Raw genomic sequence first — 12,282 nt, 5'->3', positions numbered from 1 at the left:
AATTTCATGCGCACCATCGCCATATCCAACTACAAGGGAGGCGTGGGCAAGACCACCACTGCGGTGAACCTCGCGAGCGTGTACGAGCAGCAGGGCAAGAGGGTGCTTCTGATCGACCTCGACCCGCAGGCGAGCGCGACGGACTACTACGGGCTCTACGAGTGGGCGAAGTCGGAGGGAAGAACCTCCATCGAGCTGCTCTACGGCAACGCACCCGTAAGCGAGGTCGCATTCCCCATAGAGGGGACGACGCTCTCGGTGATCCCGTCGGTGATCGAGCTGGTGGACCAGAACGAGCTCTTGCTCCGAGAGCAGAGGCTCAAGTTCGCCCTCGATGACGCCGCAGAAGACTTCGATATCGCGATCATCGATTGCTCGCCGGTGCTCAAGCGCCTGGCCTTCAACGCCTATTTGGCGGCAGCGGAGGACGGCATCATCATCGTGCCGGTGAAGCTAGACTCGACGGTCATGCGCGGCACCGCCCTCACAGTCGAGGCTACGCGCTCGATCACGGAGGCCCTCCGCCTTCCCCGCCCCAAGTTCAAGATACTTCGCACTTGCGTCCCTGGTCGCATGACCAATGCGGAGCGCACCGGTGCCGAAGTCCTCGACCGCTACTTCCAGGACGTGCTATTCGACAGCGTCATCCATGCTTCCACGAAAGTCGCAGAGGGCAGTTGGCAATGGCTTCCCGTGACGGCCTTCGAGCCGGGAAGCCGACCTGCCAAGGACTACGCGGCCCTGGCCGAGGAGGTGCTCCATGAGCTCGCCTAGCGAAGTGGCAGAGTCCTTCACCCTCTCCGGGCTTTTGGACAAGAGCTCCAAGACGCGCGAGCGCTTCCCGATCGTGGAGATAGAGGTGGGCGCGATCGAGGGCCATCCGGCAAACGTCGCGTACTCCATGGACGGGAAGTCGATAGCCAACCTCGCGCGCTCCATCAAGAAGGACGGCCTCACGGACATCCCGCTCGTGCGCAAGCTCGACGACGGCTCCTGGCAGATGATCTCCGGGCACCGCCGCCTTGAGGCATTCCGCATGCTCGCGGCAGAGGACGACGCGTTCTCCCGCATCCCGTGCCGGGTCGTGGAGGGCATCACGGACTCGCAGGCGATCGTCCTCCTTCACACCGCCAACTACTTCGTCCGCGCCCTTACCGTCACGGAGCGCGCACGCGCGACCGAAGCCCTCGGCATCGAGGTGGAGCGGATCCGCGAGGGCAACGAGGAGCTCGCTGGTGTGCGCTCATGCGATATCAAGGCCGCCATGGTGGAAGAGCAGACCGGCCGAGCCGTATCCGGCAAGACGATCCTTCGCGAGGAGAAGCTCGCGAAGGTGATCGAGAACGACCTTTCCCGTCATTGGGCGAACGAGGCCGACGAGGGACGGCTCTCGGCTTCGAGCATCGACATGCTCAAGGAGCTTCCCCGTGAGAAGCAGGCTCGGCTCTACGTCGAGAGGCCAGCGGGGCTCTCCAAGAAGGAGACGACCGACTACCTCAAGCAGAAGCTCGGCGTCGAGTCCTCCACGGACAAGCGCCTGTTGCGCGTCCTCGACGACCTCAAGTCATACGCGTCCACCATGCCCGACGAGCCTTCCCAGGCAGACCGAGAGACCATCCTCGAAATCAAGCGTCTGAGCGCCCGTATCTCCAAAATGGCGGTATAGAAGTCCGCTTCATGTGAGATAGGCGCTTAGACGCGAATCCTAGCAAGTAGCCCATGGCGTATTACATCTTCGATTCCATGCCATGGCACTTGCCCCCGGAGGCGTTGGATCAGTTATGTCGCCGAGATAAGTAGGGTCTCGGCTCCGACGACTCCGGGGGATCAGACGGGAGCGATGCGCGCTCGCAAGCGAGCCCACATCCCTGCCCGGCGGGGGATCCCCCGCGCCCCTAATCGAGACAACTTCAGATGACAAGGAGGCCACGATGGCCGACAAGAACAAGACCCACACCCTGAGCTTCCGCCTCGCCGAGGACGACTACCAGAGACTCGCTGAGCGATGCCGCAAGGCGGAGCTCACGCAGTCCAAGTACCTCCGCTACCTGATCCGCACGCCCTTGGTCGTCGGCGAGGAGCTTCGCGAGGATGTCCCTTGCGTGATCATGGACAAGGTCGCGCTGCGCAAGATCTCGCGCGAGCTGACGCGCTGGGGCTACCACTACAACCAGGCCGTGCATGCGATGAACTCGATCAACTACTACTGCGCCCATGGGAAGGCTGACTCGGCCATCCTCGACGGGAAGGCGGAGTCGATAGAGGTCGAGCTGGCGGCTGTGAATGCCAACGCGGAGCGCCTCGTCTACGCGGTCGCCGAGCTTCAGGCGAAGCACCTCATTGAGGCGTAGCCATGCCGATCTTGAAGCCGATATCCGGTCACGGGACGGTCTCGAAGCTGCGCGCCTATCTTGAGAAGAAGAACAGGGCGCTTGGCAGGGACGTTCTCAACCTCCCTTTGCGTGACGAATGGATCTGCGAGGAGCGGGGCCAAAGGGCCATCCCGGTCGAGTGGGACGTCGAGATGGACGACACGCGCGAGGCGTACGGCACCAACAAGGAATGGCGCGGCATGAGGGCGCGGACCTTCAAGCACTTCGTGGTGTCCCCGGACCCGGACGACCGCATAACCCTGGAGCAGCTGAGGGAGCTCTCGCACAGGTGGGTCGAATCGAACTTCCCGAAGCACGAGGTCGCGATCGTCTACCACTCCGACAACGAGGGCAGCATCCCGCATGCGCACATCGTCGTCAACAACGCGAACCTTGAGACGGAGCGCAGGCTCCATACCGACCATCCCGAGGACCTCAACCGAGAGCTCCAGGACATAGCGAGGGAGATGGGCCTCTCCGGGCTCTCCAACCAGATGCCGAGCCGAGGCGAGAAGAGCTCATCCGGCAAGCAGCCCCGCACGAGGCAGTCGATCTACTTCGGGCGTGCCGAGAAGGAGCTCACGGCATCCGGGGGCTATTCATGGGTCGGCGACATCAGGGCGCGCGTGGCTCTCGCCAAGAACACCTCGCGAAGCCAGGAGGAGTTCTTCGAGGCATTGAGCCGCCTGGGCATCGAGATCGCGGACAACTCCGAGAAGGCGCGCCGGGACGACTGGATCTTCTCGCTCGCAGACGAGCCCTCCAAGAAGGTGTCCGGAGAGAGGCTCGGCTACACGTTCGGAAAGTCGATGCTTTCCGATCGCTTCCAAAGGCAGTCGGCCTACCAGCCGAGCACGAGGAGCGCGAGCGAGATCCGGCACCGCGCCGTGGACGCCGTGAGGCTGAACGACCTCAACGACTTGAGCAGGCTGTCGGCAGTCCTTGAGACATGCGCGAAGTTCGATGTGCGCTACCTGGAGGACTTCGACAGGCGTCTGGCCACGCTCACGCGCCGGGGCCACGAGGACTCCGAGGGATTCAGGAGGCTCGTTGCCGCCAGGGTCTACGTCGCCGAGAACGAGCTCATGACGCGAAGGAGCGACAGGAGCGAAGGTCAGCCGCAGGCCACGAGGCGTCGCGGCAACTCGGCAGAGCAGCCGAGGCAGAGGATCCAGGAGCAACAGCGCACAAGGGCGAGAGAGAGGGGCGAGCGATGATTGTGAAGATCACCTACGACGACAAGCGGCTAGACGTGTTCGACACCGCGACCTTCACCTGTCCCGCCCCGCTCGGCAAGCAGAACATGCTCACGAACTTCGAGGTGCGCTTCGACGAGATGGGTACCGAGGGGCTCTGGCTCGCGGCACACAGCTACCGCATCGACGATTCGACGGCAAGTAACACGGAGGCCGACGAGGTCCCGATCGCCCGGCGGAAGAAGGGATGGAGGTTTCTGCTGTCGTCTTCTGAGGAGCTGGATCACGTGGAGCTCGTGGTGGTAGATGGCGAGGCGATTATCAAGCGCGTCTGCGGCGAGCTCGTAGACCTCCAGAGCTTCGACGAGAAGGCCTACGAGTGCATAGGCGCCTCCTCCAAGGGGCTGCACGAGCGCATCTGCGACCTCTTCGAGTACCTCCAAAGGTTCACGGGAGAGGCAGAGCCAGTCATCCCAGGCGTTCCCTGTCATGTGGCACGTCAGCTCCTCGCGGCATGCGTCAACGCCGAGAGTGAGGAAGAGACCGAAGAGGAATGGGGCGATTTGGATGAAGTTGGTTGGTAGTTTCACACGTTGGCTTATCCGGGCAGTGTTCCGGTTCATGTAGAAGGGATTTCAAGATGAAGGCTACAGAGATCATCAAGGGCAAGAAGCAGGTATTCGCGATCGCAGGAATCGTGATCGCGGCTATCCTCCTGGCCTTCGCCGGGGGCATGGCTGCGTTCTTCTCCGGCCATGCCGAGGCAGGCGACATTGGCAGCGGCAACGCGGTCGGATTCGTGATGGGCCATGCGGCGGACGGCATCGAGCCTCCGGCCACCGAGGAGGCCGAGGCGGAAGAGGAGCTGGAAGAGGTTGTAGCAGAAGACCAAGAGGCTGCCGAGCCCGTGCAAGGCGAAGTCGTGGAGGCGCAGGCTGCTGAGCAGCGTAGCGATGCGTCGAGTGGACAAAGCGGTCCCGTCGCATCTAGCGTCCCTGCCCAAAGCTCCGGCGGATCGTCGGACTCCAAGAGTGGACACTCCGCTCCCTCAAACCCCGCTCCACAGAAGAAGTGGGTCGAGGACACGCAGCGCGTGTGGGTAGAGGATAAGGCGGCGTGGAGCGAGAGCGTGCCCGTGTACGGCACCAAGGAAGTCTCGATTTGCAACGTGTGCGGAGCAGACATCACCGGCAACACGGCGGCTCATTCCAAGGCCCACATGATGGCCGGTGAGGGTTCGGGGCACCATAACGAAGTGCAGAAGGTCGTCACCGGCTACAACACCGTTAACCATCCTGCAGAAGGACACTGGGAGACCAAGGTCGTAGGCGGTCATTGGGAATAGAGTCTGCTCGCATCACTAGGTTTTGTGAATGTGGTGCAAGGAGATGAATGGTACGGGATAATAAATACAGTATGGCCTTGAGGTGACAATCTGACACCTCAAAAAGGAGATGTGCATGGCTGAAGATTCGTCTTTGCAAGAGTTTGAAAGCAACCCGGAGCGGTTCATCCATGTAGTTCGGGATCAGCAAGTTATCCTGGACTACGACCTGGCTTGGTTGTACGGAGTTGAGACCAAGGTATTCAACCAGGCTGTCAAGAGAAACATCGAAAGGTTCCCTGATAGATTCCGCTTCCAGCTCACCGCCGAGGAGTTCGACAACTTGAGGTCACAGATTGTGACCTCAAGTCATGGCGGCCGCCGCTATCTTCCCTATGCGTTCACTGAGCAGGGTGTCGCCATGCTCTCAGCTGTGCTGAGGAGCGAGCAGGCAGTGAAGGTCAGCATCGGCATTATGGATGCTTTCGTCGAGATGCGGCGGTTCATCGCGAGCAACGCCGCCCTCCTGGATCGCATGGCGACCATCGAGTACAGGCAGCTGGAGTACCAGCAGAGCACCGACGAGCGATTCGACAAGGTCTTCGGCTATCTTGATGCCCATGCCTTGCCTAGCCAGAAGATCTTCTTCAAGGGCGAGATGTTCGATGCCTTCACGCTGCTCGTCGATCTGGTAAAGACGGCAGAGAAGAGCCTGACAGTTATCGACGGGTACGTTGACGAGAAGACGCTGAACATACTATCCAAGAAGAACGATGGGGTTGAGTGCCGACTGGTGACTTACCCCTCTGCGCCGCTCACTTCATCCGATGTCGCCGTATTCGAGTCACAGCACGGACCGCTCAGCATTTGCAGGACAAGCGATTTCCATGACAGGTTCCTGGTTGTCGACGATGAAGCCGTCTATCACATCGGCGCTTCACTGAAGGATGCTGGAAAGAAGACGTTCGCAATGACGCTGATCGGCGACGAGGAGCTGAAAAGCGCCCTGCTAGACAAGTTGGACGAAGCGAGCTGGACGAACTAGGCAAGCGGCTCCTTGGTATAACCTCGGCAATGAAGGCGGATGTGTTAGGGCTATGTCTTTTGAGACATAGCCCTTCTTCCTTTTTTGGGTATCTTGCAAGCGAAGGAGGTGTTCTGAATGAATACGGAAACATCTGAGCTCAGGGATGCGCTCTTCAGCGCAATACACAACCTAACGGGCGTTGAGCAGGCCCTTGGCCACGTGACCGACGTGTCCACCGACTACGACATGTGCCAGATGCTCAGCAAGGTTCTCCACGACGAGATCGAGAAGATCCAAGATGCTATTCCTGAGGGGTGGTACAACTAGGGGACGGGGAGCCGGTAGTCCAGCTGGTCGCACATCCGGCTCCCTCGACGCGAATCATAAAGACTCCAGCCGCTTATTTCGTTAGCTGGCTACAAATATCGCATCTATTCGGTTTCGGTGACTCCGGGGTTTGCGTCCTCAGTGAGCGTAATGCCCTTTTCCTCGAGTAGCTTTCTTAGCTTTTCCTCAGCGACGGATGCTTGCGTACGCTTCTTCTTCACCTGATCGCGGATAAGTTTAACGAGTCCGCCTACCGCCAAGGTAATCAAAGTTGCTCCGATTGCACCTTCAACGCGTCCGTCTATCACGCCTCCGTAGCGTATGGTTGCTACATAAGCCTCGGGTCCTCCGCAAAGCGCGGCTTCATGTGCCATCTGTGCATAATCCCAATCCATATTAGATTCCTCCTAAGTCGATATGTGCATGTACGCCAAGGTGGTCAGCTAATCTGTTTTGTAGCTGCATCGCCTCCTCTTCTGTCAGTTTGAGCTTCTCCTCTAATCCCAGCTTGTCTCTAACCTCCTTCTCTTCTAGGAATATCAAGCCCGTCCACAAGCAGACCCATATGTAATCGAAGTATTCTTGAAGCGTGATTTCGCCCTGTAGCTCTTTGCCAAAGCTCTTCTGCATCTCACTCCAGAGTTCGCTGGTCGACTCTGGGGTATTTGAATTGATGGCCTTATGGGCAAGTGGAAGAATGCCTTTTGACCAATTGTTTAAACATACGAGCAGAAATGCGAACATGACCGATTCGTGCGTGTCAATTCCACCTATGTCATCAACAACAATGGAGAAGGCTCCGTCTTCCGAAAAGAACATGAAGGCAAGATCAGTCAGAATCCCCTCAGATACTTCGAGCCCGCCTATGTTGGCCAACGATTTTGCGAAATCTAAGACCCTGCACTCGATCTCGTCGTATTCTTCGATTTCGCCTACGGAGGCCAATCGTTCCAAGCTCCCACGCATATTCTTTGCAAGATCGTTGAGCTGAGTTTGATTCATCGACCGTGTATGCTCACGGGCTGTCTTGTAACCTTTGGCACTCCTGAGTTTCTTCGCCAGCTTATCGATTCCGGTCGGGGAGAAATCGCTTCCCGAGAGTAGCTCTGTGCCATATGCATGCACGAACTCAGCGCATGTGATGATGTTACTGAGGTGGCGGCGCTTGGCCTTTAGTTTCTCGATTTGATCTTCTAGCGACCTAGATCTGTCATAGCCTGGAGCCTGCATGATCGCCTTAATCTCCTTGAGGGGAACATCTAGTTCCTTGTAGATCATTATCGTGAACAGCTTTTCGATATCCTCATCCGAATAGAGTTTCCTATCATTGGAGATACCTTCGCCTGTTCTCTGGACCTTCAGTAACCCAATGTCATCGTAGTGCCTCAGCGTTCTGATTGTGAGTCCTGTCAGCTTGCTTACTTCATGAACCGTTTTCATTTCGATCACCTCCATGAAGACAGCCTAAACTATGACGTAACGACCGAGTCAAGCAGAATATGAATTAAATTTCAAAGTCCGGCATAAACCGTCGTCCTTGAATTCCCGGTCTGGTACGAGCAGGTGGTGAAGGCGAAGAGCTGACTATCATTTTCCGGTTCTCGCACGACCAGATCCGAACCCTCGATCATCTCCCTGAAATCCCTCTCCTGGTCTATGACGAGCCTCTCCCGGCTTGCGTTCACCACATCCACCGCGACGGGCTTGAGCTCAAGCGCCCCGCCCGTGCGCCGGTAGATGATGATCCGGTCGTGCTCCCGCGCGAAGCCCTCGTCGATGTAGCTCGCGAAGGGCGCGAATGCCGACCCGTCGGACATATGGTGGCCGTAGACCATGACGAAGCGCGAGTCGATCGAGCACTCGCAGTCGATGTACGGCGTGCCGTAAGCGCCCTGTCCCATCGCGTCCGCGTAGAGGTAGGCGTTCGGCGCGTCCGGGATCGCCTGTACGATGGGCTCGTCGATTTCCGTGCCCGGCACCTCGACCCAGGCAATGACCTCATCCGGCAGCGCGTCCCAGTTGATGGCCCTGCCTGTGGGGCTCTCCGGGTCGGCGTCTGTGGCCGCCTCGATCCCAGGCGGCTCCTCCTCGACGATCTCGGACAGCCATGTCGCGAGCAGGGACGTCGCTATGGCCGCGCAGAGTATCGCGGCGATGGCCAGTGGCCTCTTCATCTTCTTCATTCTCTCTCCTTTGCATAAAGAAAGGGGCGAACCGCGAGGCCCGCCCCGTAACAGGTAGTTGGCTAATGTTGCCAGTTCAAATAGCGAATCTTAGCTCGCAGCTAATCCTCGATGGACTCCATCACCTCCTCCTCGATGCCGCCGATCTCTGCGGCCTGTCGGCGGGAGCGGCGCACGTAGGCGTAGTAGGCCCCGCCAATGGCGCAGAGAGCGATGACCATGACGCTCGCCTTGACGGGGTCCATGTCGGCGAGGCCGCCCGTCTTCGGGTAGCCCTTGCCGGGCACGGGCTCCTCGGGGAAGCTCACGGTCTGGCCCTCGTCCTCGATGTCCTCGTGCACCGCAATCACGCTCTCGTCGTAGTCGGCGAGTTTCTCGAAGAACACGATGTCGTGGCCCTCAAGAGAGCGCGTGTCGATGGTCATTTCGATGTCGACGGTGCCGTTGGCCTCCTCCGGGGTGAACTCGGTCGTGCCCACGAGCGGCAGCCCGTCGGCTCCTGCGATGGCTGAACCCGTGGCCTTGTCCGTGAGCGTAGTGAACATGCGGTAAGTCTTGCCGGGGGTGAGCCCGGTGTATGCCACCGTGTCGATGAGCTTCATGCTCTCGCCGATGGTGCCGGTGCTCGTGCCGGATGCGGCATCGCGCGCCTGGGTGGAGATGTCGACGATGCTCACCGTCTGGCCAACGTCATCGATGTCGGCGTGCGCCATGTGCTCCTTGCCGTCCTGCTCCATGGACTCGAAGGCTACGAGCGATTTGCCCGCGAGGCTCGCGCCCTTGAAAGTGAACGTCACCTCCACGGTGCCGCAGCTCTCCTCGGCGGTGAAGGTCGCAGAGGCCTTGATCTCGTTACCATCGTCGTCGAGGGCGGGCTTGCCGGTTGTCTTGTCCATGAGGGTGCCGGATGCGGTGTACTCCTTTCCGGGGACGAGGCCGGTGTAGGCGATGGTGTCCACGATCGTGAGCTCCTCGCGCGCCTGGCCCTCGTGGGTTCCGGAGTCTGCGTCGATGGCAGTGGTCTTCATGGTCTTGGGCATATTCTCCAGCACGAACTCGTGCGAGGCTGCCATTGCCCCCGTATCGTTCCACTCGACCATGCCCTGGTCGTTCACCTTGAAATCGAGGATGGTCGGGCTGCCCTCCTCGTCGACGTCGGCGATGACGTAGCCCTCGGGGGCCTCCACCTCCTGCATGTGGTAGCTGCCGTGCTTTGCATAGGCGAGCGAGATCGCGCCCTCGGCATCGGTTGCGAGCTCCTCGTCGAAGGTGCCTTCGTCGTTCCAGATGTGGAAGCGCGCCCCCTTGACGGCCTTGCCGGGATCGAGCGCGTCGACCTTCTTGATCGAGGGGTTCGTGGGATCGTCGGTTACTGCCTCCTCGTGGTCGTAGACTGCGACGTCCTGACCGGCGTAGTCGAGCACGACGGTCTTCTCGGCCACGTCGAGCGCGTAGCCGTCGGCTGCCTTGGCCTCATAGACCTTGTAGGTGCCGAGGTAGAGCTCCGGCGATGTGGCCTTGCCCTCCTCATCGGTGACGAGTGTTGCTACGATCTCGCCCTCATGCGCCCGGATGGTGCCCTCGGGGGTCTGGATGGTCTCGGCCGCTACCACCAGGTAGGTTGATCCCGCGACGGCCTCTCCCGTCCAGGAGTCGGCCTTTGCCACGGTGACGGTCGCCTTCTGGGGCATGTTCTCGAACTCGACGACGAGCGGGTCGTCCCAGCCCTTGTACTCGGCGTCGACATGGAAGGTCTTGCCCTCCAGCGCCTTGACGTAGCCGTAGGGTGCCTGGACCTCGACGATGGCGTAATCGCCCTCCTCAAGGAGCATCGGCAGCGTCAGCTCGCCTCGCTCGTTGGCGATCCAGGTGTCGAGGGTCTCCTCCTCGGGATAGCGGTTCGTCCAGGTGACGAGCTCGCCGTTGGCGTCCTCAAGCTGGAAGCTGCAAGGGAGAGGGATCTGCTTGCCCGTCTCCGCATCGGTCTTCACGATCTTGAGAGGCGTCTGCGGGATGTGGTCGTTCACGAGCGCGGGAGGCTCGTACTGGCCCTCCTCGCTGATGGTGGTCTTCCAGTCCTCCACGGGCAGGAGCTCCTTGCTCCACTTCGCCTTGAAGGCGGCCGCCACGTCTGCCGGGATTACCTCGTGGACGCGGTAGGTGCCGTATGCCAGCGCGCCCGACCAGTCGGCGGGCTTGCTCCAGCCGTTGACGGAGGCATTGTCGTCCTTGGTGGTGGCCAGCCCGTTCTCGTCAACGGTGATGGTGCAGACGCGGTCGCCCGGCAGGACCTTGCTGCCGTCCTCGGGCGAGAGCACCATGTTCTCGGAGTCGTTGTAGAGCTCGAACTTGACGCCAGGGGCGAGCACGCGCTTCACCTCCTGGGGCATGTCCGGGTTGGTGTCGGAGTAGATCGTGACCGGGACCTCCTTCACGAGGCGGAAGTCGCCGCGCTTCACGGTGTCGGGAACCTTGGGCGTGTTGTAGGTGTAGACGGACTCGCCGACAGCGCCGTCCTGCGTGATGCGCACCAGGAACACCTTGGGCTCGCCGCCGTGACCGTCGTCGAGGTTGTAGCCCTTGGGCGCGCGGGTCTCCTGGACGAGGATGGTGCCCAGCGGGATCGAGGCGTCGCCGTTGGTCTGGTGGAAGAGGGGGTCGCCCGAGTACTTGTACTCCTCGGCGAGGTAGGCGAAGCCGTCGGCGTCTGTCTCGAAGACCCACGTGCGAAGCGGGTCTCCCGACGCCTCTGCACCGGCTACGGTCAGGTGGTCGCCGGGATAGAAGCGCACGGTGAAGAGCGCGCCTGCTAGCGTGGCGTCGCCCTGCGGCGCGGCGTCGCCCTTGGATGCGTCCACCTTGCCCACCAGCATGCCGACGGGGTCGGACTGCGGGATGTCGGAGATGGTGTCGCCGTTCACGCGGGTCGCCTCGTTGGAGATGACCTTAACCGGATAGGTCCCTGGGTCGAGGGAGTGCCCAGGGGCGGCCTTGGTCTCCTTCACCCAGTAGTCGCCCGGCTCCAGGTCCTCCAGCTTGCCGTAGCCGTCCTTGTCGGTCGTGATGGCGCCGACCTCCTTGGTGAGGCCCGAGTTGCCGTACACGGTGTATACAGCGCCCTCAAGGGAGTAGTGGTCGTTGCCCTCGCACATCTCCTCGATGGCGGTGACCTTCTGGAGGTCGATGTTGCCGTAGGGGATGTACTTGAACGACAGGATCAGCTGGTTGCCCTCGCCGGTGTAGAGCATGAACGCCTCGAAGTTCTTCGGTACCTCGCTCATGCGCGCGAGGATCCGGCGTCCAGTGGCGTTGTCGTTGATCATCGAGCCGTCGGTGCCGTAGCCGATGACGCTGTAGCGGCACCAGCTCTTGAAGTCCTCGTTGCAGCCGAAAAGGGCGTAGTCGCCGTTGGAGGAGAAGGTGTCTGAGAGCAGGATATGGGCGAGCGCCGCGTAGCGGGCGTTCGTCATGTCCGTGCCGTCGTACCACTTGTCCGGCCAGAGCGACTTCTCGAAGCCGGGGCTGCCGTAGGAGAACCAGAGGTCGGCCTCGGTCTCCGCGTCGCGCCCGGAGGTCGATGCGATCTTGTGCTTTGAGTAGTTGCCTTCGGGAGGGGTGGCGGCGGAGGGGTTGCCGCAGTAGGCCATCTCGCCGTCTGCGTACATCCAAGTGGTGTGGTACCCGGCATACTGGATCTTGCCCTGGATGTCCAGGTAGACGCTCTCTGCGGCCGAGGCGCTCTGCGCGCCCGCCGTGAGCGTTCCCAGCATGGATGTGAGGGCGATGAGCGCCGCGAGCACGCAGCGCATCGCCTTCGATCCGTTCGTCTTCTCGATAGCGTTGTCCATGCGGC

Annotated in this window: 12 protein-coding genes; 8 read left to right on the top strand and 4 right to left on the bottom strand. The window is 60.6% G+C overall.

Annotated elements, in window-relative coordinates:
- Positions 1-6 precede the first annotated feature (6 nt).
- From AC6I0Y_RS09140 to AC6I0Y_RS09105, 8 genes are all read left to right on the top strand, one after another.
- The gene (locus AC6I0Y_RS09140; RefSeq protein ID WP_497731173.1) at positions 7-774 is read left to right on the top strand and encodes a ParA family protein; all 768 of its coding nucleotides are present in this window, start codon (positions 7-9) and stop codon (positions 772-774) included.
- Complete coding sequence (locus tag AC6I0Y_RS09135; RefSeq protein WP_497731170.1) at positions 761-1,666, top strand: ParB/RepB/Spo0J family partition protein; 906 nt, start codon at positions 761-763, stop codon at positions 1,664-1,666. The genes AC6I0Y_RS09140 and AC6I0Y_RS09135 overlap by 14 nt, the downstream gene beginning before the upstream one ends.
- 265 nt (positions 1,667-1,931) lie before the next feature.
- Positions 1,932-2,351: a plasmid mobilization protein gene (locus tag AC6I0Y_RS09130; protein WP_278853325.1), complete on the top strand. Its 420-nt coding sequence runs from the start codon at positions 1,932-1,934 to the stop codon at positions 2,349-2,351.
- 2 nt (positions 2,352-2,353) lie between these two features.
- On the top strand, positions 2,354-3,589 hold the full coding sequence (locus AC6I0Y_RS09125) for a relaxase/mobilization nuclease domain-containing protein (RefSeq protein ID WP_497731166.1): 1,236 nt from the start codon (positions 2,354-2,356) through the stop codon (positions 3,587-3,589).
- A complete protein-coding gene (locus tag AC6I0Y_RS09120) occupies positions 3,586-4,152 on the top strand; it encodes a hypothetical protein (RefSeq protein ID WP_497731163.1) in 567 nt (188 codons plus the stop codon). Before AC6I0Y_RS09125 ends, AC6I0Y_RS09120 begins: the two co-directional genes overlap by 4 nt.
- A gap of 56 nt (positions 4,153-4,208) precedes the next feature.
- On the top strand, positions 4,209-4,913 hold the full coding sequence (locus AC6I0Y_RS09115; RefSeq protein ID WP_497731160.1) for a hypothetical protein: 705 nt from the start codon (positions 4,209-4,211) through the stop codon (positions 4,911-4,913).
- 115 nt (positions 4,914-5,028) lie between these two features.
- Complete coding sequence (locus AC6I0Y_RS09110) at positions 5,029-5,937, top strand: ORF6N domain-containing protein (RefSeq protein ID WP_497731158.1); 909 nt, start codon at positions 5,029-5,031, stop codon at positions 5,935-5,937.
- 117 nt (positions 5,938-6,054) lie between these two features.
- The gene (locus AC6I0Y_RS09105; protein WP_497731155.1) at positions 6,055-6,246 is read left to right on the top strand and encodes a hypothetical protein; all 192 of its coding nucleotides are present in this window, start codon (positions 6,055-6,057) and stop codon (positions 6,244-6,246) included.
- 104 nt (positions 6,247-6,350) lie between these two features.
- Here AC6I0Y_RS09105 and AC6I0Y_RS09100 read toward each other — a convergent pair whose 3' ends face one another.
- The 4 genes from AC6I0Y_RS09100 to AC6I0Y_RS09085 form a co-directional block, all read right to left on the bottom strand.
- On the bottom strand, positions 6,351-6,641 hold the full coding sequence (locus AC6I0Y_RS09100; protein ID WP_497731152.1) for a hypothetical protein: 291 nt from the start codon (positions 6,639-6,641) through the stop codon (positions 6,351-6,353).
- Position 6,642: 1 nt separating this feature from the next.
- Positions 6,643-7,701 (bottom strand): MerR family transcriptional regulator, encoded by a 1,059-nt coding sequence (locus AC6I0Y_RS09095; protein WP_497731149.1) that lies wholly within the window; start codon positions 7,699-7,701, stop codon positions 6,643-6,645.
- 56 nt (positions 7,702-7,757) lie between these two features.
- The gene (locus AC6I0Y_RS09090; RefSeq protein WP_497731146.1) at positions 7,758-8,429 is read right to left on the bottom strand and encodes a class B sortase; all 672 of its coding nucleotides are present in this window, start codon (positions 8,427-8,429) and stop codon (positions 7,758-7,760) included.
- 101 nt (positions 8,430-8,530) lie between these two features.
- Complete coding sequence (locus tag AC6I0Y_RS09085; protein WP_497731143.1) at positions 8,531-12,277, bottom strand: VaFE repeat-containing surface-anchored protein; 3,747 nt, start codon at positions 12,275-12,277, stop codon at positions 8,531-8,533.
- Between the last annotated feature and the right edge of the window lie 5 nt (positions 12,278-12,282).

This window comes from Adlercreutzia sp. St.1H8 (assembly GCF_059728655.1).
This window is presented reverse-complemented; position numbering and strand designations above follow the sequence as displayed.